The organism is Streptosporangium sp. NPDC053982, assembly GCF_055585205.1.
Genome location: NZ_JBVJKQ010000001.1, coordinates 576,452 through 602,056, shown reverse-complemented (window position 1 = coordinate 602,056; position 25,605 = coordinate 576,452). Strand labels below are relative to the sequence as shown.

General features: G+C 73.4%; 19 protein-coding genes and 1 tRNA gene. 6 read left to right on the top strand and 14 right to left on the bottom strand.

The genetic code is table 11. The features are described 5' to 3' along the window. Positions 1–130: 130 nt before the first annotated feature. On the top strand, positions 131–1,096 hold the full coding sequence (locus ACZ6W9_RS02620) for an aldo/keto reductase (RefSeq protein WP_389959170.1): 966 nt from the start codon (positions 131–133) through the stop codon (positions 1,094–1,096). 17 nt (positions 1,097–1,113) lie between these two features. On the opposite strand, the gene ACZ6W9_RS02615 is transcribed toward ACZ6W9_RS02620, so the two are convergent. The 3 genes from ACZ6W9_RS02615 to ACZ6W9_RS02605 all read right to left on the bottom strand — a co-directional run bounded on the left by ACZ6W9_RS02615 (position 1,114) and on the right by ACZ6W9_RS02605 (position 4,169). After that, positions 1,114–1,782 carry a response regulator gene (locus ACZ6W9_RS02615; RefSeq protein ID WP_389959167.1) on the bottom strand — a complete coding sequence of 223 codons (669 nt, stop codon included), beginning with the start codon at positions 1,780–1,782 and terminating at the stop codon, positions 1,114–1,116. After that, positions 1,763–2,557, bottom strand: coding sequence for a sensor histidine kinase (locus ACZ6W9_RS02610; protein ID WP_389959164.1), 795 nt, complete (start codon positions 2,555–2,557; stop codon positions 1,763–1,765). Before ACZ6W9_RS02610 ends, ACZ6W9_RS02615 begins: the two co-directional genes overlap by 20 nt. Before the next feature lie 679 nt (positions 2,558–3,236). Next, positions 3,237–4,169, bottom strand: coding sequence for a UbiA family prenyltransferase (locus ACZ6W9_RS02605; RefSeq protein ID WP_470116599.1), 933 nt, complete (start codon positions 4,167–4,169; stop codon positions 3,237–3,239). A 320-nt stretch (positions 4,170–4,489) separates the two neighbouring features. Here ACZ6W9_RS02605 and ACZ6W9_RS02600 point away from each other — a divergent pair, with 320 nt between their 5' ends. Continuing rightward, positions 4,490–6,226, top strand: coding sequence for a 2-isopropylmalate synthase (locus tag ACZ6W9_RS02600; RefSeq protein WP_389959159.1), 1,737 nt, complete (start codon positions 4,490–4,492; stop codon positions 6,224–6,226). A gap of 144 nt (positions 6,227–6,370) precedes the next feature. Then, positions 6,371–9,082 carry an AAA family ATPase gene (locus tag ACZ6W9_RS02595; protein ID WP_470116598.1) on the top strand — a complete coding sequence of 904 codons (2,712 nt, stop codon included), beginning with the start codon at positions 6,371–6,373 and terminating at the stop codon, positions 9,080–9,082. 1 nt (position 9,083) lies between these two features. Here ACZ6W9_RS02595 and ACZ6W9_RS02590 read toward each other — a convergent pair whose 3' ends face one another. Together ACZ6W9_RS02590 and ACZ6W9_RS02585 are read right to left on the bottom strand one after the other, a co-directional pair. After that, positions 9,084–9,293, bottom strand: coding sequence for a DUF5988 family protein (locus tag ACZ6W9_RS02590; protein ID WP_362942986.1), 210 nt, complete (start codon positions 9,291–9,293; stop codon positions 9,084–9,086). An 18-nt stretch (positions 9,294–9,311) separates the two neighbouring features. Next, a complete protein-coding gene (locus ACZ6W9_RS02585; RefSeq protein WP_389959152.1) occupies positions 9,312–10,787 on the bottom strand; it encodes an acyl-CoA carboxylase subunit beta in 1,476 nt (491 codons plus the stop codon). A 193-nt stretch (positions 10,788–10,980) separates the two neighbouring features. Here ACZ6W9_RS02585 and ACZ6W9_RS02580 point away from each other — a divergent pair, with 193 nt between their 5' ends. Beyond that, positions 10,981–14,163 (top strand): GH92 family glycosyl hydrolase, encoded by a 3,183-nt coding sequence (locus ACZ6W9_RS02580; RefSeq protein ID WP_470116597.1) that lies wholly within the window; start codon positions 10,981–10,983, stop codon positions 14,161–14,163. Between the two features lie 178 nt (positions 14,164–14,341). On the opposite strand, the gene ACZ6W9_RS02575 is transcribed toward ACZ6W9_RS02580, so the two are convergent. The 3 genes from ACZ6W9_RS02575 to ACZ6W9_RS02565 form a co-directional block, all read right to left on the bottom strand. After that, positions 14,342–14,416 (bottom strand) — tRNA-Arg (locus ACZ6W9_RS02575). Positions 14,417–14,517: 101 nt separating this feature from the next. After that, a complete protein-coding gene (locus ACZ6W9_RS02570; protein WP_389959146.1) occupies positions 14,518–14,892 on the bottom strand; it encodes a C40 family peptidase in 375 nt (124 codons plus the stop codon). A gap of 193 nt (positions 14,893–15,085) precedes the next feature. Beyond that, positions 15,086–15,220 (bottom strand): hypothetical protein, encoded by a 135-nt coding sequence (locus ACZ6W9_RS02565; RefSeq protein ID WP_389959143.1) that lies wholly within the window; start codon positions 15,218–15,220, stop codon positions 15,086–15,088. A 411-nt stretch (positions 15,221–15,631) separates the two neighbouring features. On the opposite strand from ACZ6W9_RS02565, the gene ACZ6W9_RS02560 reads away from it, so the two are divergent. Then, positions 15,632–16,021: a response regulator transcription factor gene (locus tag ACZ6W9_RS02560; protein WP_389959140.1), complete on the top strand. Its 390-nt coding sequence runs from the start codon at positions 15,632–15,634 to the stop codon at positions 16,019–16,021. A gap of 160 nt (positions 16,022–16,181) precedes the next feature. On the opposite strand, the gene ACZ6W9_RS02555 is transcribed toward ACZ6W9_RS02560, so the two are convergent. Together ACZ6W9_RS02555 and ACZ6W9_RS02550 are read right to left on the bottom strand one after the other, a co-directional pair. Further along, positions 16,182–19,136: a helix-turn-helix transcriptional regulator gene (locus ACZ6W9_RS02555; protein ID WP_470116596.1), complete on the bottom strand. Its 2,955-nt coding sequence runs from the start codon at positions 19,134–19,136 to the stop codon at positions 16,182–16,184. After that, a complete protein-coding gene (locus ACZ6W9_RS02550) occupies positions 19,096–19,881 on the bottom strand; it encodes an alpha/beta fold hydrolase (protein ID WP_389959134.1) in 786 nt (261 codons plus the stop codon). Before ACZ6W9_RS02550 ends, ACZ6W9_RS02555 begins: the two co-directional genes overlap by 41 nt. A gap of 324 nt (positions 19,882–20,205) precedes the next feature. Between ACZ6W9_RS02550 and ACZ6W9_RS02545 the strand changes: the two genes are divergently transcribed. After that, a complete protein-coding gene (locus tag ACZ6W9_RS02545) occupies positions 20,206–20,766 on the top strand; it encodes a TetR/AcrR family transcriptional regulator (RefSeq protein WP_470116595.1) in 561 nt (186 codons plus the stop codon). A 76-nt stretch (positions 20,767–20,842) separates the two neighbouring features. Here ACZ6W9_RS02545 and ACZ6W9_RS02540 read toward each other — a convergent pair whose 3' ends face one another. The 4 genes from ACZ6W9_RS02540 to ACZ6W9_RS02525 all read right to left on the bottom strand — a co-directional run bounded on the left by ACZ6W9_RS02540 (position 20,843) and on the right by ACZ6W9_RS02525 (position 25,399). Continuing rightward, positions 20,843–22,081 (bottom strand): hypothetical protein, encoded by a 1,239-nt coding sequence (locus ACZ6W9_RS02540; protein ID WP_389959128.1) that lies wholly within the window; start codon positions 22,079–22,081, stop codon positions 20,843–20,845. 50 nt (positions 22,082–22,131) lie between these two features. After that, positions 22,132–22,518 carry a Rid family detoxifying hydrolase gene (locus ACZ6W9_RS02535; protein ID WP_389959125.1) on the bottom strand — a complete coding sequence of 129 codons (387 nt, stop codon included), beginning with the start codon at positions 22,516–22,518 and terminating at the stop codon, positions 22,132–22,134. Positions 22,519–22,669: 151 nt separating this feature from the next. Beyond that, positions 22,670–23,791, bottom strand: coding sequence for an alanine racemase (locus ACZ6W9_RS02530; RefSeq protein WP_389959123.1), 1,122 nt, complete (start codon positions 23,789–23,791; stop codon positions 22,670–22,672). 78 nt (positions 23,792–23,869) lie between these two features. After that, on the bottom strand, positions 23,870–25,399 hold the full coding sequence (locus ACZ6W9_RS02525) for an N-acyl-D-amino-acid deacylase family protein (protein ID WP_470116594.1): 1,530 nt from the start codon (positions 25,397–25,399) through the stop codon (positions 23,870–23,872). Positions 25,400–25,605: the final 206 nt, after the last annotated feature.

The following is a 25,605-nucleotide window of genomic DNA, read 5'->3' as shown; positions in this document are numbered from 1 at the left end:
ATGCCTTCCGCCCCCTAATGTGTCATTGTTGCATCTGCGCACCGGCTTAAAGTCACGCCGGTCGACAAACAAAGTTTCCACTCTTGACTTACCCTGTCGAGAAGAATTTCCGTTCCGCGAAGGGGATTTCGTGCGTCACACCAGGTTGGGTCCTGCGGGCCCGGTCGTCTCCGCCGTCGGGCTCGGCACACTCGCCCTGAGCGGCGCGTACGGGCCGGTCGAGCCCCACGATGCCGAGCGGCTGGTGCGCAGGGCGCTCGACGCCGGGGTGACGCTGCTCGACACGGCGGACTTCTACGCGGACGGGCAGGTGGAGAGCCTGATCGGGCGGGTGCTCGCCGGACGGTCCGGCGAGGTGACGGTGTGCACCCGCGGCGGGGCTCGCGTGGCCGGGCCCGGCGGCCCGGTCGTGTTCGACGGCCGTCCGCGCGAGCTGGAGCGTTCCCTGCACGCCTCGCTCAGGCGCCTGCGCACCGATTGCGTCGACCTGTTCCATCTCCACTGCCGGGACACCCGGGTACCCCTGGAGGAGAGCGTGGCGGGGCTGGCCGAGCTGGTGCGCGCGGGCAAGATCCGTCGTTTGGGGCTGTCCGGCGGCACGACCGAGCAGGTGCGCCGCGCGCACGCCGTCCATCCGGTCAGCGCGGTCGGCGTCGAGTACTCCCTGTGGGGGCCGCCTCCCTCCCCCGGGCTGCTGGCCGCCGCCCGCGAGCTGGGCATCGCCGTGATCGCCGCCCGGCCGCTCGGCCGCGGCTTCCTCACCGGCCGGGTCCGGCCGCAGGCCAGGTTCGAGCCGGACGACTGGCGGCATGCCGACCCCCGCTTCCACCCCGACCACCGCCACAGCAGCTGCTCCCGGCTCCAGGAGCTCGAGTCGGCGGCGGCCCAGCTCGACCTGGGGGCCGGACGGGTCGCGCTGAGCTGGCTGTTCTCGCGGGGCGAGCACGTCATCCCCGTGCCGAGCACCCGCGACCCGGTGCACCTGGAGATGAACCTGGCCGCCGCCTCGGTCGAGCTGCCTCCCGAGACCCTCGCCAGGCTGGACGACCTGTTCCCCGTCGTCCACTGCGTCCCGCCGGAGTCACCGCCGTTGTGAGCGGTCTCCGGCCGGGATCAGTCCACCTCGCTCCTGGGCGGGGGCGAGATCAGGGACATGGCCAGGGCCTTGTTCACCGCGTCGATCCGCGAGACCGCGTTGAGCTTGACGAAGATGTTGCGCAGGTGCCGCTTCACGGTGGCCTCGGCCAGCCCGAGCCGCCGCGCGATCTGCACGTTGCTCAGCGCCTGCGCCGCCAGCTGCAGCACCTCCAGCTCCTTCTGCGACAGCGTCCCGGCGCTCGGCGACTCCACCCTGGCCAGACTGTGACGCGAGACGGCCAGCACGACCCTGGAGGCGTCCTCGTGCACGCTGTGCACCGCCGCGATCAGCTCGTGCCGGTGCACGCTCTTGAGCAGGTAGCCGCGGATGCCCGCGGACAGCAGCCGGATGAGGAGCTGCGAGCCGTCGTACATGCTGAGGATGATGATCCGGGTGTCGGGCGACAGCCTCCTGATGTTGGCGACCGTCTCGGTGACCTCGTCACCGGGGATCTCGACGTCGAGCAGCACCACGTCGGGGTGGGTCCTCGCGACCACGGCCACGGCCGTCTCGGAGTCGCCGGCCTCGCCGACGATGCGGATGCCGCCGTCGCACTCGAGGATCTCGCGCAGCCCCTCGCGGAACAGCGCGTGGTCGTCGACCAGCACCACGGAGATGGCGTCGCTAGGCGTCTCTGCGATCACGGGATCTTCTCTTCAACGGGATGAACAGCTCGACGAGGCAGCCCTGCCCCGCCTCGCTGGTGACGACGACCCGGCCGTCGAGCAGCTCGGCGCGCTCACGCATGGACGCCATGCCGACCCCGTGGCCGCGTTCGGCTCCCGGATCGAAGCCGCGGCCGTTGTCCAGCACCGATGCCGACAGTTCGTGGGGGGCGATGTTCACGCGCACCAGGACCATGGGCGGGTTCCCGTGGGTGAGGGCGTTGCGCACGGCCTCGCGCACGATGAGGAACGCCTCGTCGCGCACCCGCGGATCGGCCCACGACTCGTCGCCGCTGACGTCGAGGACGACGGAGACCTCGTCGTCCTCCATCTCCTCCAGAAAGCCGATCAGCGACTTCTCCAGGCTCTTGACCGGCGTCTGCGGGTGCAGCTCGGAGGTGAGCTGCCGCAGGTTCTCCATGGTCTCCTGGATGGCCTGCTGCACCATGCCGGTCTTGGCGGAGGCGCGGGCCGCGTCGGACGCGCGGTACGCCTCCGACAACGCCAGTTGCTGGTGGGCGACGCTGAGGCCGTGGCCGATGCGGTCGTGCAGCTCACGGGCGATACGGCGGCGCTCCTCCTCCTGCGCCTCTCGCACCAGGTCGAGCAGGAAGCCGTGGTAGCTGTCGGCGGACTCGCGCACCCGCCGGGACAGGCTCTCCTCCAGGCCGGCGACCGCCAGCGTGACCAGCTCCGCGGTCGTGCCGTAGTCCGTCTCCGCGGCGATTCCCCTGACCAGATGGCGTAACGCCACGCGGAAAAAAAGTGAGCCCGCCTCAAGCGAGGCTTTCGGATGAACGCCGGCGACCGCCCTCGCGTTTCCGACTTCCCAGGCGTGGAATTTGTACAGTTCGCTTATCTGCACCTTACCGGCGCGTAGCGTGGCCACCACGTCGTCCAGGACGTATCGGGCGGTCGAGAGGGCCTGGTCACGGGCTCGCGCATCCGTGAAGACCATGCTCCCGGCGGCCTGCAGGGCCGACTCGAACTCGGCGACTATTTCATTGCGACACGCTTCAACTAATTTCGCCGGATCGTCCGACTGCCCGTGCACCGCCAATATCCCCCCTCCGCTGCGGGACTAACGATGGAGCGCTCCCCAACTATCCCTTGCCTCCGACAATAAGGCAACATTTCCGTTCATATGGGTCAGATGACCAGGAGGAATCCCGTCTTCCACCGCTCACCGCGCCGGAGCGGCCGTCGGCGGCGCGTCCGTGACGCGCAGCCGATCCCGTGAGGCCGGGCCTCCCGCACCCCCGTGCCACCCGCCGGAGGAGACGGTCCGGGACGGCGCGGCCGTCCACCCGCCTTCCGGCGCGGCACGCCGGGCCCGCCGGGGCGACGGCGCCGCAAGGCGGTTCGGGACCGTCACGGTGACGACCGCGACCGGGGCCGCCCGCCGGTCCTTCACACGCCATTCAAAGATGCATTCATATGGCACACACAACAGCGGCCAGATGAACGGCATATTGCGTTCCCATAAACACGCCGTACGGCCGGCGCAGCGATCTGCGTCCCCTCTCCGCCCGCCGCCGACGGGCCGCGGCGACGACGCCGGCGCTCCCCGCGGCCATGGCCGCCAGGACGCCCAGCAGAGGCAGCCCGAGCCGCCAGACGGCCGCGCCGAGCGCGGCGCACAGGGTCATCGAGGCCGCCGTCATCGCCAGCCGCGTCCCGCGCTCCCCGACGAGCACGCCGAACGTGCGCCGTCCGGCGGCGGCGTCGCCCTCGATGTCGGAGAGATCCTTCGCCGGCACGCCGACCAGCACCATCCACCCGATCGCCGCCACGGCGAAGACCTTCAGGTCAGGAGGCACCGGGACGCCCGTACCGCCGGCCGTCGCCACGACGAACCCGCCCAGGTACGACAGCAGCCCTGACAGGCACAGCACGGCCACCGTCCCGGCCGCGCTGCCCTTGAGCCGCAGCGGCGGCCCCGAGTAGAGGTAGCCCAGCACCAGGTTGCCCCCGACGATCCAGGCCATCGACGCCGGAAGCCCCACGGTGGCCGACATCGCCAGGCCGGCGCCCACGGCGCCGACGGCGGCGGCGGCCCGCCGGTCCAGGGCGCCGCGGGCGATCGGCCTGCCGGAGCCGTTGATCCGGTCCTCGGTGACGTCGGTGACGCCGTTGAACAGGTAGACGGCGAAAACGGACAGCACCCAGGCGGCCGCCCCCCTCAGGACCGTCAGCGGATCGGGCGCCGCGGCCACCGGCACGGCCAGGGCGACGCCGGACAGGAAGCGCAGGAGCGAGACCGCCAGGACGAGCGGGCGGGCCTCGGCGAGGCAGAGGGCGAGGGTGCGGGCGAAGGTGCGGGGAAGAGCCGGAACGGTCCGGAGCGTGAGATCGATAGCCGCCATGACTGGAGTGTTGACCGCCGTCAGGGTCGCGATAAGTGGCGTGACCCGAAAGCAGCAGGGGGGATGCGCCTTTCGATACCCCTGGAGTGCTCCTCCTGACACCGGGGACGAACTCCTGACCCCCTGCCTTGTCGCGGTCCGCGACCCCCTATAACTTCGGCACACCCAGTCAAGATCCCCACAGGACCGGAGCGGATTCGCGGAGGAGAGGCGAGCGTTCCGTTTCTCCCCCCGTGCGCCGCGCTCGCGAAGAACGCCGCGACAACGGTAACCCCGCGGACCGCCGCGACTCATCCGATCCAGGGAAAGGAAATCCGAGGATGCTGGGTGCCGAACGCTACCGAGAATTCCGGCCCATCGACCTGACGGACCGCACATGGCCCGGCAGGCGCATCCATGAGGCCCCCCGCTGGCTGTCCACCGACCTGCGCGACGGCAACCAGTCGCTGGCCCGCCCGATGTCCCCCGAGCGCAAGCTGGTGATGTTCGAGCTGCTCGTGCGCATGGGATACAAGGAGATCGAGGTCGGCTTCCCCGTCGCCAGCCAGGACGACCGCGACTTCCTGCGCCTGCTCATCGAGGAGGACCGCATCCCCGACGACGTCCGCATCACCGTGCTGACGCAGGCCCGCGAGGAGCTGATCAGGGACACCGTCGACGCGCTCAGGGGCGCCCCGCGCGCGCTGGTCCACATCTACAACGCCACGTCCCCGCTGTTCCGCCGGCTGGTCTTCGGCATCGGCCGGGACGACTGCCGCGACCTGGCCGTGCGCGCCACGCAGGTCATGATGGACCACGCCGAACGCGTCCTCGGCGACTGCGACCTCGGCTACCAGTACTCCCCCGAGCTGTTCAACGAGACCGAGCTCGACTTCTCGCTGGAGGTCTGCGAGGCCGTCATGGACGTCTGGCAACCGGAGGCGGGCCGCGGCATCATCCTGAACTTCCCCACGACCGTCGAGCGCTCGCTGCCGAACGTCTTCGCCGACCAGATCGAGTGGCTCGACCGCAACCTGTCCCGCCGCGCGCACGTCTGCCTGTCGATCCACCCGCACAACGACCGCGGCACCGGCGTGGCCTCCGCCGAGCTGGCGCTGCTCGCGGGGGCCGAGCGGATCGAGGGCTGCCTGTTCGGCAACGGCGAGCGCGCGGGCAACGTCTGCCTGGTGACCCTGGGCATGAACATGTACGTCCAGGGCGTCGACCCGGGCATCGACTTCTCCGACATCAACGCCGTGCGCCGCACCGTCGAGCTGTGCAACCAGCTCCCGGTCCACCCGCGCCACCCCTACGGCGGCGACCTGGTCTACACGGCGTTCTCCGGTTCCCATCAGGACGCCATCAAGAAGGGCTTCGACGAGCGCGAACGGCGCTCCGCCGCGACCGGGACGCCGGTGGACGAGCTGCCGTGGGAGATGCCGTACCTGCCGGTCGACCCCAGGGACGTGGGCCGCACCTACGAGGCGGTGGTCCGGGTCAACAGCCAGTCCGGCAAGGGCGGCGTGGCGTACGTGATGAGCGCCTGGCACGGGCTCAACCTGCCGCGCGGCCTCCAGGCGGACCTGGCCGTCCGCGTGCAGGCGCAGGCCGACGCCGGCGGCGGCGAGCTGTCGCCGGAGCGCATCGGCGCGCTGTTCCGCGAGGCGCACCTCTACCACGGCGACCCCTTCCGCCCGCTGCCGCTGAGCCGGGAGCCGGTCGAGGTCACGCTCCACATCGACGGGGGCGCGGTGCCGGCCGGGCCGGGCGCGGCCGCCGCCGAGGACCTGGCCTCGGTGCTCGCCCCCTGGGGGATCCGGGTCCTCGCGGTCCACACCACCGAGCCGCCGCTGCACGACGCGCACCCGGGGAGGCCGCCCGGCGGCCGCTCCCCCGGCGAGGTCGTGATCTACGCGGAGTGCGCGGTGGACGGGGGCACGTCCTGGGGCGCGGGCATGCACGCCGACGTGGCCGCCTCCGCCTTCTCGGCCGTCCGCGCGGCGCTGCGGGACCGTCCGGTGGAGTGCCCCGAGCCGTCCCGCCGCCCCCTCCCCCGTCCCCTCGCCACCGCGGGCTGACGGGCGCACGCCCGGCCGGCGGTCACCGGCGCGAGGAGGAGACCGCCCCGCCCCGGACGCGTCCGCCGGCCCGGCCCGCGCACCCCGTCGGCGCACGACCCGCCGCACCCCGCCATACCAGCACCACCGTCAAGGAGGGCCTTCATGGCCGAGCACGACCAGGTACAGGGGATGGCCCTCCTGCGGGACCTTCTGAACGAGGCGGTGTCGGGGCAGGGCCGCATCGCGATGGTCACGGGCCCGATCGCCACCGGCAAGAGCCGGTTGCTGGACGGCCTCACCGAGCACGCGTTCGACCACGGCGCCCTCCCGCTCACCGCGACCGGCTCGCGGACGGAACGGGACCTGCCCCTCGGCGTGCTGTCGCAGCTCGTGCACAACACCCCGATGCCGGAGGAGCACCGCGCGACCACGCTGAGCCTCCTGCAGGAGGGCGCCCGCGCCCAGCTCACGGGCGAGACCCTCGGCCACATGGACGTGCAGATCGTGGACGCGCTCTGCACGGTCCTGCTGGAGCTGTCGGAGCGCTGCCCGCTGCTGATCGTGGTGGACGACGCCCACCACGCCGACCGCGGCTCCCAGCTCTGCCTGTCCTACCTGGCCCGCCGGGTGAAGTACGCCAAGGTCATGCTGGTCTTCGGCGGCGCCGGCCGGGACTCGCGCCGGCCGTTCCCGCTCCACGCCGACCTGCTGCGCCTGCCCCACTGCCGCCAGGTCACGCTCGCCCATCTGTCGCCGGGGGAGGTGGCCGAACGGGTGGCCGAGCGGGCGGGCCGGGAGACGGCCGACCTCCACGCGGCGCGCTGCCACGAGCTGAGCGGCGGCAACCGTCTCCTGGTGGACGCGCTCGCCGATGACTTCCGGGAGACGGGCGCCCCCGGCGAGCGGTACGGCGAGGCCGTGCTGACCTGCCTGCACGGCGCCGATCCGGACCTGCTGCGGGTGGCCCGCGCGCTGGCCGTCCTGGGCGAGCCCGGTCCGGCCGCCCGCCTGCTGGGCGAGAGCGAGGCCGACACCGCCCAGGCGGTCCGGACGCTGACCCGGGCCGGGCTGCTGGCCGAGAGCGGTTTCCGGCACGACGCCGCCCGGTCGGCGGTGCTGGCCGCGATCGACTCCGCCGACCGCGCCGGCCTGCACCGCCGCGCCGCCGAGCTGACCTACCACGACGGCGCGGCGGTGGCGGTGGTGGCCGGCCACCTGCTGCTGGCCGGTCACGCCGGCGAGCCGTGGAACGTGTCGGTGCTGGAGGAGGCCGCGGGTCACGCGCTGCGCGACGGCCGCGTGGAACCGGCCATCGAGTACCTGAAACTGGCCTGGCAGGGCTGTGCCGACGAACGGTGGCGCGCCAGGATCGCCACCAAGCTCGTGCGCGCCAAGTGGCGCATCAACCCCAGCACCCCGGCCGGGCAGCTGGCCGAGCTGACCGAGGCCCTGCACAAGGGCCATCTGGGCGGCGGCGACGCCGTGGTGCTCGCCAAGGCGCTGCTGTGGCACGGCCACGTGGCCGACGCCAAGGACGTCCTGGACCACCTCGGGGACCTGGACGAGCTGGACCGGGAGGGCATGACGGAGCTGACCGTCGCCCGCGCCTGGTTCCGCGGCGCCTCCCCGTCGTTCCTGTCCCACCTGCCCGAGCCGAACGCCCGCGAGAACGCCTGCGCCGCGCACTCGCTCACCGCGTCCCGCCGCATCGAGTCGGCGAACATGCTGGTGAAGGCCCTGAGGGAGGGCCCGAACACGGGGACCGCGGCGACCGCCGAACGCGTCCTGGGCGGCTCGCAGCTGGACGAGATGTCCATGGACACGGTCGAGAGCGCGCTGCTGACCCTCACGTACGTGGGACGCGCCGACCGGGCCGCGCCGTGGTGCGACGCCTTCATCGACGAGGCCGTACGCCGCCGGGCGCCCAGCAGGCAGGCCCGGCTGTCGGCCATCCGCGCCGAGATCGGGCTGCGCCGCGGCGACCTGGCCGCGGCCGCGCACGACGCCCGCCGCGCCCTGGAGATCATCCCTCCGGCCAGCTGGGGCGTGGCCGTCGGCGCCCCGCTGGGCACGCTGCTGTGGGCCGGCGCGGCGATGTCCCGCCACGACGCGTGCCTGCCGCACGCCACCCAGCCCGTGCCGGAGGCCATGCTGGAGACCCGCTTCGGCCTGCTCTACCTGTACGGCAAGGCCCGCTTCACGCTCATGGCGGGGCAGGCCGAGCAGGCGCTGAGGGACCTGCGGCTGTGCGGTGAGCTGACGGCCCGGTGGGGTCTGGACGGCCCGGAGTTCCTCCCCTGGCGGGTGGACGCGGCCGAGTGCCTGGTCCGCCTCGGAGACCTCGACGAGGCGAGGCGCCTGGCCGAGGAGGAACTGCACCGCTGCCACGGACGCTCCAAGCGGGTGCACGGGATGGCGATGCGGGTGCTGGCCGCCACCGGGGAGGCCAGGCACCGGGTGAACCTGCTGCGCCGCTCAGCCGACCTGCTCCAGGCGGGCGGCGACAGGTACGAGCTGGCCAGAGCCCTGTTCGACCTCGTGGAGGCGTACCACGCCAGCGGCGAGTACCGGCGCGGCGGGATGCTGGCGCGGCGGGCGAAGGCGCTGGCACAGGAGTGTCACGCGGACGGGTTGAGTCAGGCGCTGTCCCCGGGCGACCACGACGGCGAGGCGCCGGGTGTGCAGCCGATCCTCAGCGACGCGGAGCGGCGGGTGGCCGCGCTGGCCGCCGACGGCTACTCGAACCGGGATATCTCTGCCAAATTGCACATCACGGTCAGCACCGTGGAACAGCACCTGACACGGGTCTACCGCAAGCTCAGCGTGTCCCGCCGCGCCGATCTGCCGGCCCGGCTGGTCGGTGAGCGCCTGTGAGTCACTCCGCGACGGCCGTGCGCATGACCCAGGCGAAGACCAGGGCCGGTTCACCGCCGATCTCGGTGGACTCGCCACGGTGACGGAAGTGCTCGTACCCCGCGCCGTGGGGGAGCTTGAGCGTCTCGTCCGGGGAGCCCACGCTCTGGATCCGCCGCTCGGCGGGCAGGTGGGCGGGCCCGCCCACCAGTACGGCTGTGAACTGGGACATGATGTGCCTCCTGTTTCCTCACAAGGGGATGTTGGAGTGGTGGCCACGGGTGTGCGGGGCACGGGCGAGGGCCTCGGCGATCCGCAGGCGGGTGGTCTCGGGAGCGATCACTTCGTCCACGACGCCGATGGCCACGGCCCGCTCCACGCCGCCCGCGACCCGGCGGTGCTCCTCGGCCAGCCGGGCGCGCAGCCCCTCGCGCTCCTCCTCGGGGACGGCCGCGAGGGCCTTGCGGTGCAGCACTCCGACGGCCGACTCCGCGCCCATGACCGCGACCTCGGCGCCGGGCCAGGCGAACGTGGTGGTCGCGCCGAGCGAGCGGGAGTTCATCGCGATGTACGCCCCGCCGTACGCCTTCCGGGTGATCAGCGTGACCCGCGGCACGACGGACTCGGCGAAGGCGTGCAGCAGCTTGGCGCCGCGGCGTACCACCCCGTCCCACTCCTGGCCGACGCCCGGCAGGTAGCCGGGCACGTCCACCAGCACGACGAGCGGCACCCCGTGGGCATCGCACATGCGGACGAACCTGGCGGCCTTCTCCGCCGACAGCGCGTCGAGGCAGCCGCCCTTGTGGCGGGGGTTGTTGGCCAGCACGCCGACCGGCCGGCCGCCGAGCCGGCCGAGACCGACCAGGATGTTGGCCGCCCACCGGGGCTGCAGCTCCTCGAAGCCGCCGTCGGCGTCCAGCAGGCCGCGCACCAGCGGGCGCACGTCGTAGGCGCGGCGCGGTGACTCGGGCAGCAGCGCACGCAGGTCACGGGGCTCGCGGGTCTCATGGGGTTCACGCAGCGCGGCCAGGTCGAACGCCCCCCGGCAGGTGAAGAAGCCGGTCAGGAGGCGGGCGCGGCGGATCGCGTCCCGCTCGTCGGCGGCCACCACGTGGGTCACACCGGACCTGCGGGCGTGCGCGCCGGGACCGCCGAGCCCCTCCATGTCGATGACCTCGCCGGTGACGCTGCGGACGATCTCGGGGCCGGTCACGAAGACCCGGCCGGCGGGCGCCATGACGACCAGGTCGGTGAGCGCGGGCCCGTACGCCGCCGCGCCCGCCGCGGGTCCGAGGATGACCGAGATCTGCGGCACCACGCCCGAGGCCCGGGTCATCGCGGCGAACATGCGGCCCACACCGTCCATGGACTCCACGCCGTCGGCCAGCCGGGCGCCTCCGGAGTGCCACAGGCCGATCACCGGGCAGCCCCGGCGTACGGCGGCCTCGATGGCCGCCACGACGCGCATGGCCCCGGCCGCGCCCAGCGCACCGCCCATCACGCGGGCGTCGGTGCAGTAGGCGACGACGGGAGCCCCGCCGACCAGCCCGTGTACGGCCGTCACGCCGCTCCCGTCCGCGCCGCCGAGCGGCACGGCCGAGTCCGGATCGAGGAGCAGGTCGAGCCTGACCGTGGGATCACGGGGATCACGGGGATCGGCGGCGGGCTCTGCTGGAATTTCGACGCTTTCGGCGCTTTCGACGGGAACCGCGGGCACGACAGTCATCGCTGCTTTCCTCACACCGGCTCGACACGCAGGTACCTGCGAATGTGGCAACCGGTTCCCGTGCCCGTCCACCCCTACCCCGGACGGCAGGTTGTGACCGCCGCTTCTGCCCGTTGACCCCGACCGGCGGCCCGAGGTGCGGTGATAGCGGTCTCATCCCTGGAGGACTGCCTTGTCTCAATGGTCCCTACCCGTGGTCGCCGCCCTCGTCGCGACCACCCTGATATCACCCGGCCCGGCCGTGACCGCCACGGACACGGCGCTCGAACGCGACCCCGCCTCCCTGGTCAACGTCTTCCACGGAACCAAGGAGGCGGCGGCCGACTTCGGCCACGGCGGAGGCGGGGGCATGACGTTCCCCGGCGCCGTGCTGCCGTTCGGCATGCTGCAGTGGAGCCCCGACACGGTGGCCAACGCGGGCGGCGGCTACCGGTGGGAGGACGACCGGCTACGCGGATTCTCGATGACGCACATCTCGGGGCCGGGCTGCACGGGCGCTCAGGACTTCCCGGTGCTGCCCTTCTCCGGGCCGGTCGGCCGCTCCCCCGCCACCCACGGCGAGGACTACGTCCAGACCTTCAAACACGAGAACGAGACGGCCTCCCCCGGCTTCTACAGCAGCGTCCTGGACACCGGGATCAAGACGGAGATCTCGGTGTCCGCGCGGGCCGGCGTGGCCCGCTTCGCGTTCCCGCAGGGCAAGCCCGGGACGATCCTGCTGAACACCAGCGGCTCGGTCAACGGCGTGGACGACGGCGAGACCAGGATCAGCGGGAACACGGTCGAGGGGTGGGTCCAGACCGGCGGCTTCTGCGGCCCGCCGATGCGCTACAAGGTGTACTTCCACGCCGAGTTCGACCGCCCGGTCACCGGCCACGGCACCTGGAAGGACGACGAGGTCCGCCCCGGCGCGGCCACGGTGGCCAACGCAGGCAAGGCCAAGGTCAGGGGCGACCTGGTGGAGCCGGGCGACGTCACGGTGAACGGGCCCGGGTCGGGAGCCTACCTGCAGTTCGACCCGTCCCAGCCGGTCCAGATGCGGGTCGGCCTGTCGTACGTCAGCATCGACGGCGCCAAGCGGAACCTGGCGGCGGAGATCGGCGGCAAGGGCCTCGACCAGGTGAAGCAGGCGGCCGGCGCCGTCTGGAACGACCGCCTGCGCAAGGTGGCCGTCGGCGGCGGCACCAAGGACCAGCGCCGGACGTTCTACAGCAACCTCTACCACACCCTCCTCCAGCCGTACGTCTTCGACGACGTGGACGGCTCCTACACCGGCCCGGACGGCAAGACCCGCACGGTCCGTCCCGGCCACCACCAGTACGCGACCTTCTCCGGCTGGGACATCTACCGCAGCGAGGTGCAGCTCCTGGCACTCCTCGCGCCCGACGCGGCCTCCGACATCGCCCAGTCCATGTACGCCAACGCCCAGTCCCTCGGCAACGTCTGGGACCGCTGGTCCCACCAGACCGCCGTCACCGGCGTCATGGTCGGCGACCCGTTCCACGTGATCCTGTCCACCGTGTACGCCTTCGGCGCCCGCGACTTCGAGTACACCGCCGCACTCCGGGCCATGGCGGAGGCCGCACGCCGGGTCGGCCCCATGGACATCGGCCACCCGCAGCTCGGCTACGACGAACGCCCCGGCAACGCCGCCTTCATGAAGCAGGGCTACGTCCCGAACGACCCCTCCTCCACCCTCGAGTACGGCATAGCCGACTTCGGCATCGCCCAGCTCGCCGCCCGCCTCGGCGACCGGACCACGACCGCCGAGTTCATGGGGCGGGCGCAGGCGTGGCAGAACCTCTTCAACGCCGGCAACGACTGGATCCAGCCCCGCATGGGCGAGGGCTCGTTCAAGTCGCCGTTCGACCCGGGCGACCCCGACGTCTACATGGAGGGCAACGGCGCCCAGTACCAGTGGCTCGTGCCGCAGAACGTGCAGGGGCTGTTCACGGCGATGGGCGGACGCGACAAGGCCGCCGCCCGCCTGGACGAGTACTTCACCGAGCTCAACGCCGGCCCGGCGCGGCCCTACGCCTACATGGGCAACGAGCCCGCGATGCCCGCGCCGTGGCTGTACGCGTGGACCGGGCAGGCGTACAAGACGCAGGAACTGGTACGCCGCGTGCAGAAGGAGCTGTTCGGCCCCGGGCCCGACGGACTGGTCGGCAACGACGACCTGGGCACCATGGGCGCCTGGTACGTCTGGTCGGCGATCGGCCTGTACCCCGCCATCCCCGGCCGCGCCGAACTGCTGGTCAGCACGCCACTGTTCGACCGCGTGGTGATCGACCGACCCGCGGGCGACATCGTGATCAACGCGCCCGGCGCCGCCTCCCCGTACATCCGCGGGCTGAAGGTCAACGGCGCGGCGACGAGCCGGGCGTGGCTGCCGGAGTCGTTCGCCACGGCCGGCGGGCAACTGGACTTCACGCTCGGCTCCACCCCGAACCGGGGGTTCGGGAGCGACCCGCGTGACGTCCCGCCCTCCTTCGACCAGGGCTCGAAGCCGTACCTGGCGGGCCTGACCCGCGGCAGCGGCCCGGTGGAGCCGGGCGGCGCCTTCGAGACGGACCTGGTCGTCCGCTCCCTGAGCCGGGCGGCGACCCTCACCTGGCGGGCCCAGCCCCCCGCGGGCGTCACGGTGACGCCGTCCGGCGGCACGCTGTCCGTGACGGCGTCGGGGAAGGCGCAGGTGAAGCTCACGATCTCGGCGCAGAAGGACACGGCGCCCGGCTTCCGCACCGTGCCGATCACGGTGGGCGACACGACCGCCGGCGTCCGGCTCAACGTCGCCGCCCGCGGCACCCCCGAGTGGCACCGCAACAACGCCGGCATCGGTGACGTCACCTCGCCCGGCGAGTCCAACCTCGACGGCCCCGGCTTCAGCTACTCCGCCCAGGCGCTGGCCGATGCGGGCCTGCGCCCCGGCGAGCCGGTGACCTGGAAGGACTTCCGCTTCACCTGGCCCGACACCAAGAAGGGCGACTGGGACAACATCCGCGTCGGCTCCACCCCCCTCGACGTGGCCGCCCCGGCCGGCGCGAGCAGGCTCTCCTTCCTCGGCGCCGGCACCCAGGGCAACCCCCAGACCACCGTGACGCTCACCTACACCGACGGGACCACGAGCACGGCCCGGCTGGGCTTCAGCGACTGGATCCTGGACTTCGGCAACGACACCCCCCAGTACGGCAACGAGATCGTGGCCACCGCCCCCTACCGGCAGTTCTGGGGATCCTGGCTGCTCCAGCCCATCAGCGCCAATGTGTACGCCTCCCAGCCCATCGCTCTGACCCCGGGGAAGACGCTCAAGTCCCTGAGCTTCTCACCGGTGGGCGAGGGCCAGATGCACATCTTCACCTGGTCCTTCGCCTGACGTCTCTCGCCTGACCGCTCGTCCCCGGCCCGCCGGGCCCCGACTCCGGGGCCCGGCGGGCCGATGCCGGATTCCGGGTCGCGGAATCCGTACTGGACGGGCGAGCCCGTACCCGTCAGAAAAAGCAAAACGACCCGCGTTTCCGCGGGTCGTAGCCGGGTTTCCCCTGGTGGATCACTGGTGCCCCCTGCAGGATTCGAACCTGCGCACCCGGCTCCGGAGGCCGGTGCTCTATCCCCTGAGCTAAGGGGGCCAGCGAGTGAAAGATTACCAGGTTCTGGAGGTGGACTGACACTCGAAGCGCAGAGGGGAGATCACGGAAGGCGAACGGTCACCGGGGGCCGGGCGGCAGGCTCACCGGGGACCCGGGCGGACGGCTCCGCGGTAGCGGGCGCGGTAGTAGGGGGAGGCGGTGAAGTTCGTCAGCTTGACGACGTCACCGGTCTTGGGGGCGTGGACCATGACGCCGTTCTTGACGTAGACACCCACGTGGGTGGGGTCTCCCGCGCCGCCGCCGAAGAAGACCAGGTCTCCGGCGCGGAGCCGGGAGAGCGGCACCCGGCGGCCCTGCCTGAACTGGCTGCCGGTGTAGTGGGTGAGGGTGACACCCGCCCTGGACCACGCGTGCAGGGCGAGCCCCGAGCAGTCGAAGCCGCCGCCCGTCGGGCCCGCCCCGGACCCGCCTCCCCAGACGTACGGCCTGCCGACATGGCGGAGGGCGGCGGCCACGGCCGTCAGGCCGGGCGAGGCCCGGCGCGACCTCGAAGAGGGAGAGGGGATGGGTGAAGCGCCGGGTTTCCCCGCCCTGGCCGCCGGCCGCCCGGCAGGAGACCGACCAGCCGAAGGCCGGCCGGCGGAGGACCGACCAGTGGAAGGCCGGCCGGCGGCCGGCTGATCGGCGGGAGGGCTTCCGATCCCGGTCTCATCCCGGGTCGAGGGCGGCACCCACGACGGGGGTGGAGTGGGTGCCGGAGACGGCGTCCACGGCGACATGGGGGCAGGGGTCACGGACGGTGTCCATGGCGGCGCGGGAGCGGGGGCCGGGGGCGGTGCCCATGGCGGCGCGGGAGCAGGGAACTCCCGGCGGGCCTCGCAGGCGGAGGCAAGAGCGTCCCGCACCTCGCTCTCGACCCATCTCCGGATGCCGTCCGGCATCCCGGCTCCGAGGAGGGAGCGGATACCCGACAGGAGCCGTACGGCGTCGGGGCAGCGACGGGCCGGGGACGCCTGCGGCGCTCCCGCGAGAGCAGCCGCGAGAGCGGCGGTGGTGAGGAATGCGGTGATCATGTGTCCTCCCGGGTTCGGCGGATGACCGGGGTCCAGGGTCGGCCGGAACACGTGATCGCCAAGGAGCCGAACGGGATTCTGTGGATAACGCGGCGTCCTCCACGGCTTTTCCGGGACGCGGCGGATACGCGTCCGGCGAAAACCGCGCGTGGCCCCACTCCCACGGGTTAGCCTCACGGCCGTGGGCGAGGTTCTGGGCAAGGTACTGGTGGTGGATGACGACGAGGTCATCCGGCAGCTCATCGCGGTCAACCTGACCCTTGAGGGGTTCCAGGTGGAGACCGCCTTCGACGGGCAGGACTGCCTGGACAAGGTGCGGGACGTGATGCCGGATGTGATCACGCTGGACGTCATGATGCCGCGGCTCGACGGCTGGATGACCGCCACGAAGCTGCGGAGGAACGAGGGGACGAGCCACATCAAGGTCGTTCTGATCACCGCACGGGCGCAGGAGGACGACAGGCGGCGCGGGTTCGGCATCGGGGTCGACGCCTACCTCACCAAGCCGTTCGACCCGGCCGAGCTGATCCAGGTCGTCCGCGAGCTGGCCGTCTCCACCCGGAGCCGCTGACCTCCGGACCGGTTCTCCGCCGCCCCGGCCGACCGGCCCGCCGCCCGGCTTCCATCCGGGCGGCGGAGCCGTGCGACCGGTTCGAAGACCCGCCGCCCCGGCTCGGGAAGACTTCCGGAACCCCGGAAAGCCTCCCGGCACCCGCCGAAGCCGAAGGTCCTTACAGCAGGCCCTCCCTGCGGGCCACGGCGGCGGCCTGGGTGCGGGAGGAGACTCCGAGCTTGCCCAGGATGTTGGAGACGTGCACGCTCACCGTCTTCTGCGCGATGAACAGCCGCTCGCCGATCTCCCGGTTGGCCAGGCCCTCGGCCACCAGCGAGAGCACCTCCCGCTCCCGCCCGGTGAGCGCGCCCGGACGCGGCCCGGCGGACGCCCGTCCCCGCGCGCCCTCCCGTGTCTCCCGCTCCACGGTGGCCCCTGCCCCGGACCCCGCCGCACCCCCGTAGAGACCACCGGAAGCGTCCTCGATCCCGCCCCCGGAAGCGGTCCCGGACAGCGCCCCGGACTCGGCCGAGGGGAACCGCGCCCGGCGGCCCAGGTCGGCCAGGGCGTCGCCCAGCGGCCGGGCGCCGAGCGACGCGGCGGTCCGGACGGCCGTCCGCCATTCCTCAAGGGCCGCGGCGTGGTCTCCCGAGACGAGCAGCGCCTCGGCCAGCCGCCAGCGCGAGCGCGCGGTCTCGTAGACGAACCCGTAGTCGAACGCCTCGACCGCGGCCCGCCAGGCCCCGACGTCGGCGCGGCCGTGCGCGCGGTGCCACTCGGCCTCGGCCCTCGCCAGCCAGGCGTGCCCCTCGGCTCCCGTCCCGGGACGGACCGGCTTGCGGGCGAGGGCCAGCAGTTCGTCGGCGCCGTCGGAACGGCCCAGCTCGGCCAGCGCCCACAGCCCGACCGCTCCGATGCGGATGTTGCCCATGTCGTCCGGGCCGAGGGCGTCGAGGACGGCGGTCACGTGCTCCAGGGCGAGTCCGGGGTCGCCGTTCCACAGGGCGTGCTCGGCGGCCAGCGCCCGCGACATGTAGGCGACCAGGGAGTCGGACCAGAAGGGACGCACCCAGGTCAGCCGCTCGTCCACCTCGGGCAGCCCCATGGCGACCTCGACGAACAGCGCGAAGGACGACAGGACCGCCTCGTGGCCCGTACCGACGCGCACACCGAAGCCCGCACCCTCCCTGCGGGCCCGGACCCAGTCCCCCGCCGTGTAGTGGATCAGCAACTGGAGGAACCGCAGGTCGGTGCCGAAGGTGCTCCAGGACAGACCGCTGTCCTCGGCCAGCCGGATGCCGCGCTCGGCGATCACGGCGGCCTCGGCCATCGAGCCGTGCTCGAACTCGACCCTGGCGTGCTGGAAGATCGCCCGCAGGTCGACGGCCAGGTCGCCGGACGCCTGGGCTGCGGCGGCGCCGAACAACTCCCCGGCCCGGCCGGGGTCGCCGTCGTACTCGGCGCAGGAGGCGAGCGTGACCATCGCGCTCTTCTCCGCGTCGCACGCCCCGGTGGCCCGCGCGATCTCCAGGGCGCGTTCGGCGAGCGGCCGGATCTCCCCGCGGCGGTCGGTGGGGATGAGGGTGCGGGCGAGGGTCGCCAGCGCCCGCGCCAGTACCGCCGTGTCCGGGTCGGCCGCCGCGACGGCCTCCTCGGCGGCGGCGACGGCCGCCGGCACGTCGTCGGAGTCGTAGAGGTAGTAGGCGAGGCGCTCGTGGGTCTCGGCCGTCGGGGGCAGCTCCCGCAACTGGGCGATGGCCCGGTGGTTGTCGCCCGTGCCGGCCGCGGCGACGGCGGTGCGCATGGCGAGCCGTACGCGGTCGGTTCCGGCGCGGATCTCGGCGTCGAGGACGCGGTCCCAGAGCCCGAGCGCCTGCTCGAAGTGGCGGTGGGCCTCGGCGGGCGCGCCGAGGCGCTCGGCCCGCCGGCCCGCCTCGACGGAGGCCGACAGCGCCTCGGCGAGGTCATGACCGGCGAGGTAGTGGTAGGCCAGCTCGGCCGCGGCGCCCTCGCGGGCGGTGAGCAGCCGGGCGAACTCCGAGTGCATCCGGGTCCGCTCGCCGGGCAGCAGGTCGGTGTAGACGGCCTCCTGGAGCAGGGCGTGACGGAAGGCGTAGCCGTACCCTCCGTCGGGGCGGAGCAGCCCCTGGGAGATGATCTCCCGCATGGCGTCCTCGAAGGTGAGGTCGTCCAGGCCGGACGCCTCCTGGAGCAGGGCGTGGTCGACGCGCCGTCCGGCGACGGCGGCGCCCCGCAGCACCCGCTGTGCGGCGTCGGAGAGCGGTTCGATCCGGGAGAGCAGCAGGTCGGCCAGGCCGTCACTCATCGAGCAGCCGTCGGTCGCCGCCTCCAGGAGCTCCTCGGCGTAGAACGGGTTGCCTTCGGCCCGGTCGACGATCTCTCTGATCACCCGTGGGTCCGTCCCGCCGAACCCGGAGAGGTGGCCGGCCATCTCGTCGGGACCGAGCGGGTTCAGCTCGACGGCGGTCACCGTGGGGAGGCGTTTGAGCTCGGCGAGGACGCGGCGCAGCGGATGGCGGCGGCGCAGGTCGTCGGTGCGGTAGGTGCCGACCAGGCAGACGCGCTCGGTCTGCAGCATCCGGCTGAGGAAGACGAGCAGGTCGCGGGTGGACCGGTCGGCCCAGTGCAGGTCCTCCAGGATCAGCAGCACGGGCCTCGCCGCCAGGAAGCCCAGCATCGAGCCGAAGAGCCGCTGCTGGGTGAGGGCCGAGTCGGTCCCGGCGTCGAGGTCGGCGCCGCCGGGCAGCAGCCTGCCGAGCACCGGACGGGCCTCGATCTCGGCGCGCAGCTCCGCGGGCGCGCCGCGCAGGGCGTCGGCCAGCGGGAGGTACGGCAACGCGTCGCCCAGTTCGGCGCACTGCCCGACCAGTACGGCGAAGCCGGCCGCCTCGGCCCGTTCGGCCAGCTCGGTGACCAGCCGGGTCTTGCCGATCCCGGCGTCGCCGCCCACGAGGGCCACTCCCGCGAGCCCCGCGGCGGCGGAGTCGAGGACGGCGGTCAGACGGGCGAGCTCCGCCGATCGCCCGATAAGCGCGTTGAGCGCCTTTTGCCAGCCCACGACGGCGAGTATGTCACGGCCCGCCGACAGCCCGGCCGCCGTCCCGCCGGTCATCGTCCCGCCGATCCCTCTCCCACCGATCCCTGTCCCGACGGCCCCCGTCCCGACGGTCGCCGGACAGGTCGCGCAGATCCTCCATCAGGCGGGCCAGCGGCCCCGGAGCCGTCAGCACTCCCAGGTGCCCTCTGCGGGGCAGCAGGATCAGCCGCCCGTTCCGGCAGGCGCGCAGGAAGTCGCGCTCGTTCGCCCGCATCGGGTCGCGGGCGCCGTTGACCAGCCACACCCGGCCCGGATAGGCGGCCAGCGCCGCGAGGTGGTCGTGTCCGGTGACGGCCTCGACGACCTGCGGCAGCGCCTCGCACGACAGTCCCCCGGCGACCATCGCCGCACCGGCGGGGCCGGGCAGGAGGCCGCGGAGGAGGAGGGCGCCGACCCGGTCGGCGCGCGCCGGGTTCCGCGCGGCCAGGGAGGCGGCGAACCGGTAGGGGACGGCCGCCCATCGGCTGTTCGCGGTGCATCCGAGGGCTGCCAGCCCCGCCACCCGTCCGGGGAAGAGGCCCGCGGTGGCGATGCCGACGTAGCCGCCCAGGGAGAGCCCGGCCACGAACGCCCGGCCGCCGAGCGCGTCGATCGCGTCGGCCACCGCCGACGCGGCTCCCTCGATCGTGAACGGCTCTCCCCGGCGCGAACCGTGTCCGGGCAGGTCGGGCGCGGCCACCGGGCCGCGGATGCGGGCGGCCACCGGATCCCACATGGTCGCGCTGACCCGGATTCCGTGGACGAGGACGATCGGCAGCATCACTGACCTCCGCGCTTCGAAGACGATCGAGCAGAACACAACGCAACGGTGCGTTGCATTTCGACATGCCGCCATTAAAACACAACGCACCGTTGCGTGGTTATAGTCGGGTACGGCCCGCCGGGCATCCGCGCGGGACCGCGGAAGCACAGGAACCGCGGAAGCACAGGGACCACCCAGGACGGACCGGAGCCACCCAGGACCGGAAGGACCACACAAGGCCAGAGGAAGCCGGCCGTAGCCGGAAACCAGACGGCACCGGACGGCGAACCCGGACAGGACCGCGCAGAGCGCAGAGGGCAGAGCGAAGGGCAGGGAGCGGGGATGGCACCGCGCAAAGAACAGCAGATCTTCCGGGCCACGCTGGACCTGCTGGCCGAGAAGGGCTACGACGGGCTGACCGTCGAAGGGGTGGCGGAGCGGTCGGGGGTCAACAAGACCACGATCTACCGCTGGTGGCCGTCGAAGGCGGCGCTGCTGGCCGCCGCACTGGTGGAGGCCGACCTGCTGACGGTGGAGCAACCCGACACCGGCAGCCTCAGGAAGGACCTGGAGGCGCTGGTCACCGGCATCGCCGGGCTGCTCACCCGCTCACCGTCGGCGGACGTGGCGCTGGCCGCGCTCGGCGCCGCCGTACGCCATCCCGAGATGGCCGCCGCGGCCCGGCGCTTCTTCGCCGAGCGGCTCTCCGGGGAGGCGGGGATCTTCGAACGAGCGCGGCGGCGCGGCGAGCTGCCGGCCTCGGCCGACCCGCTGATGATCATGGACCTGCTCGGCGGCGCGGTATGGCTGCGCGTGGCCTTCCGCGGCCTGCCCCTGGACGACGGCTTCGCCGCGAGGGCGGTGTCCACGGTCCTCGACGGAATGGCCCACGCTCCGGAGTGAGAGCCGCCCCCGAGTGAGAAGCACCGGGTGAGAGCCGCTCCAAAGCGGATCACTCCGGGCGGGCCGGGCGGCGCGGTCAGCCCGTGAGCGCGGCCGTGACGCGCTCCAGGATCGGGTACGGCACCAGCCCGTAGGCGTGGAAGTCGACCGCGTCCGCCCCGGCCGCGCGGGCCGCGCGGACCTTGGCGGCGAGCCGGTCGGCCGAGTCGGTGTCGGGCGGGCCGGGCCGCAGCACGACCCGCAGCTCCCGCTCCTCGCCCGCCGAGCGGCGGTAGGCGCCCACGTCGTCGGCCACCCGTACGGCGTCGCGGGCGTAGCCGAACGCGCCGAGCGAGGGCACCAGGTCGCCCAGCGCCACCAGGTCCACGCCGAGCTGCCAGGCGTCGTGCGCGGCCAGTCCCGGGGAGGGCAGGCCGTCCTCGTGTCCCTTCACCGCGCCGGTCCCGTCGAGGAAGACGAGCCGGGAGCCCTCCCCGGCGACGGCGGCGGAGACCTCCGAGACCAGCGAGGTCACCGCCTCCGAGCGGGCCCTGGCATAGGCGACGGCCTCGGGGCCCGCGTAGGCGGTCAGCGCCGCCCGGGTCACCTCGCCCTGCGCCGGAGGGTCTCCGCCGAGCACGCCGCCCACGATCCGCGCGCACTCCTCGCGCGCCGCCTCGGCGTTGACGCCCAGGTCGGTCGCGCGCCGCATGCAGAAGTCGCAGAAGCACAGGCCGAACAGGAACGCGTCCATCGGGCCCATGGGGACGTGGCCGCGCCCGGGGCCGTGCCCGCGGCCCGCGCCGCCGAAGCCGCAGGGACCGCCGAAGGCGCCGAAGTGCAGCGCCTCGGCGACCACGCTGTCCACCCCCTGCCTGGCCACCGCCCGGCCCAGCGCCACCGCGTAGGAGCGGACGTCCGGGTGGGAGGGGCACAGGTCGGCGGGCGCGCCCCGGTCGCCGAAGCAGCTCCGCACGGTCACGTCGGGGGCGGCCAGGCCCAGCGTGGCGTTGCGCAGGAAGACCGCCCAGCCGTGCAGCCTCAGGCCGCGCCGGGCGGTGTCCGCGCGCAGGGCGGCCAGCGGCCCCCCGGCGGCCCCGGCCTGGACGGGCGGGGCCAGTCGCAGCCCGTCGAACAGGTCGGCGGGCGGCGTGAAGTGGACCCCGTCCGCGCGCAGCGTCACCCGGGCCGGACCGTGGGGCGTGATGTCGCGGGACCGCTCACCGGCCACCGCCACGGTCACGCCCGCGACGCCGTACCCGGCGATCCGGTCGAGGACCGCCGCGCGGCCCTCCCCGCGCACGTCCTCGACGTGGACGTGTAGCGAGCTGTCCAAACCGCCGCCCTTCACCCGGTTCCGGAGTCGGAGTCGAAGCCGGTCAGACTCTAACGTCCCTTGTAGGCGATGAAGTCGATCTCGACGAGGATGTCCATCAGGTCGGACCCGACGGTGGTGCGGACCGGGTAGGGCCGGGTGAAGTAGGACTTGTAGACCTCGTTGTAGGCGGCGAAGTCACGCTTGAGGTGCTCAAGGTGGACGGTCGCCTTCACCACGTCGTCGAAGCCCAGTCCGTGGGCGGCCAGGATCGCGCCGAGGTTGCGCATGACCTGGTGGGTCTGCTCGGCCACGTCGGTCCCGACGACCTCGCCGGTCTCGGGGTGCAGCGGTCCCATGCCGGAGGTGTAGACGAAGTCCCCGACGACGAGGCCCTGGGAGTACGCCCCGACCGGCGCCGCACCCTCGGCGGTGCGCAGCTCCTGCTTGACGCTCATTGACTACCTCCAGCGTGGAACCCGGCCCTCGGGGGCCGGGAGGAGGCGCGGCGCACCGCCGCGCCTCCGATCGGGTCGTGTGTCCGTGACCGCCGGCTCGGCGGGTCACGGACGAACGGGAGCAAGTGAAACAGAGGGAAATATACGGAACTCAGAAGAAGGTCGTGACGAGATCGACGACTCGGTAGTCGTCGTCCACCACCGGGATGACCCGCCACTTGTCGAAGGCGGTGCACGGATGGGAGATGCCGAACGGCACCAGCTCGCCCGGCGTGGCCCGCGATCCGGGCGCGAGCCGTACGACCGCGTGCTGGTCGTGCATCCTGATGACCTCCGAGCCGTCCAGGACGCCGCGCGGCACCGGGAACCCCTCGTCGAAGGGGGCGTCGCGCTTGCCGAGCCCGACGACGGCCGTCCCCGGCTCGGGGACGCTCAGCACGTGCGCCCAGACCTCCAGCGCCGCCCGCAGCTCGCCCTCGATGCGGTTGTACGGCGTGCGCTCGCGGTAGTGGCCGTCGTCGTGGGTGACGTAGGCGCCGCTGCGCAGCACGATCCTGGCCTGGCAGGTGGCGAGCTCCCTGCCGACCACGTCGAACCACTGGCTGCCGCCGACCGACAGGATCGGGTCGCGCACCCGCAGGTGTTCCAGCGCCTCCAGCATCCGGCCCAGGTAGGCCCGCACCTCTTCGGCCGTGCCGAGCACCCCTTCGTACCCGGCGACGCCGGCGAGCTCCACGCCCTCGGCCGCCTGCGCCGCCCCGGCGACCTCCAGCAGCTCGCCGAGCGTGCGGCTGCCGCACCGCGCGCCCGCGACGCCCAGCTCGGCCAGCACCCGGAACGGCCTGGCGCCCGCGTGCGCCGACAGCGTCTCCACCCCCGCCACCGAGTCCACGAAGCACAGGAACTCGGCCGCCGGGTCCTCCTCCAGCCACGCGGCGACCGCGTCGAGCCCGGCGGGGTCGAAGAACTGGTTGGCCAGGACGATCCGGGAGACCCCGAACTCGCGCAGGATGAGGACCTGGCTCGGGGTGGCGGCCGTCATCCCCCACGCGCCCGCGTCCAGCTGGGCGCGGACCAGCTCGGGGGACATGGTCGTCTTGGCGTGCGGGGCGAGCAGCATGCCGTGCCGCCCGGCGAAGTCCGCGAGCGTGGCGATGTTGTGCTCCAGCGCGGAGCGGCGCGCCACCATGACAGGGAAACTGAAGGCCCCGCCGAACAGCGAGGACCCCACCGCCTTCTCGGGGTCCACGATCCCCTTCACCGTCGCCGTCATCGCACCGCTCCCTTCGCATCTGCCCGCCGACCCTATCCTCGCGGCCCACGGCTCACCGGGGAAACGGGGCCGGACCCGTCAGGGTCGCAGCGCTCGTCCGGGGGTGGCGCCGGTGAGCCGTCCCGCGGCCAGGACCGGCACGCCGGAGACGAGGACGTCGTCCACCCCGGCGGCCGGGACGCGGGGGGACCCGTAGGTGGCCAGGTCGCGGACGGCGGCGGCGTCCACGACGGCGAGGTCGGCGATCTGCCCGGGACGGACCAGGCCCCGGCGGGGCAGGCCGAAGCGGCGGGCCGGATGGGAGGCCAGGTGGACGACGGCCTGCTCCAGGCTCCAGTCGCCGGTCTCGCGGACGTGACGGCCGAGCATGCGGGCGAACGCCCCGTATCCCCGGGGATGGGGGTGCCCGCCGACGTAGATGCCGTCGGAGCCGCCCGTGTGGGCCGGGTGGCGCAGGATCGCGCGGACCGACTCCTCCCCCTCGGGGCCCTCGTCCGGGCGGGCCGTCACGCAGCCGGCTTCCAGCCGGGTGCCGAGGAGGATCCGGCGGCAGAACTCCCCCGGGTCGGTCCCGGCCTCGGCGGCGGCCTCCGGGAGCGTCATCCCCTCGGCCCACTCGTCCCCGGGCACGTGGGACAGGGTGATCCTCGGCCAGATGGAGTCGTCCCACTCGATGGGCCCGGACGCGAGGATCTCCAGCGCCCGCCCGGTGTCGGCGGCCGGGATCCGCGCGGGCAGCGCGACCATCGCCAGGATCGTGCTGCCGCGCAGGTAGGGGTAGCTGTCGAAGGTGACGTCCAGCCCCTCGGCGAGGGCCGCGTCGAGGCGCGGCAGCAGGACGGACGCCGGGCCGTGGTAGTGCGAAACGTGGACGGAGGCGCCGGACGCGCGGGCGATGGCGGTCACCTCGGCCATGCCGATCGGGGCCCGCTCGCCGTACGCGCGCATGTGGGTGACGTACGGCAGGCCGCCCAGCGGCGCGCACAGCGCGGCGATCTCGGCGGCGTCGGCGTAGCGGCCGGGGGCGTACTCCAGCCCGGTGGACAGGCCCGCCGCGCCCTCCTCCAGGCCGCGTTCGACCCGGGTGAGCATCGCGGCCAGCTCCTCGCGGGTGGCGGCCCGTTCGGCGGGGCCCATCACGTCGTAGCGGATCGTGCCGTGCGGCAGCAGGTAGGCGGTGTTGAGCGCGGTCGTCCCGTCGTGGCCGTCCAGCAGCTCGCGGACGCTCAGCGGCCCGTCGGCCCAGGGGTGCGCGCCGTTGACGGCCGCGAAGTAGCGGGTGACGTAGTCGAGGGTCCCGGGGGTCGTGGCCGGGGCGAAGGACAGGCCGTCCTGACCGAGGACGAACGTGGTCACGCCCTGGCGGAGCGCGGCGAGCTGCACCGCCGGATCACCGGCCAGGGCGTCACCGTGGACGTGGCAGTCGATCAGGCCGGGCATGACGTGCCGCCCGGAGGCGTCGACGACCGTGCCGGCCTCGGCTCCGGCCTCGGACAGTCTCCCCACCGCGACGATCTCGTCGCCGACGACGCCGACGTCAGCCGGGAACGCGGGGGCTCCCGTGCCGTCCAGCACCCGGCCGCCACGGACCAGCACATCGAAGATCACACCGGGATTGAACCACTCCGCCGTACCCCGGCGCACTTTCCTCTCCGCGGCGCCTCGCGGAAAGAGGAGCCCCCGGGGCCACGAGGGACCCCCGGACCGGCCCCCGGCGCACCCCCGTCCACGCGAGACCCCGGACCGGCCCCCGGCGCGCTCCCCGGCCGCGTGAGACCCCCGGGCCGCCCCCTCCCCGATGCTCCCCGGTGGGC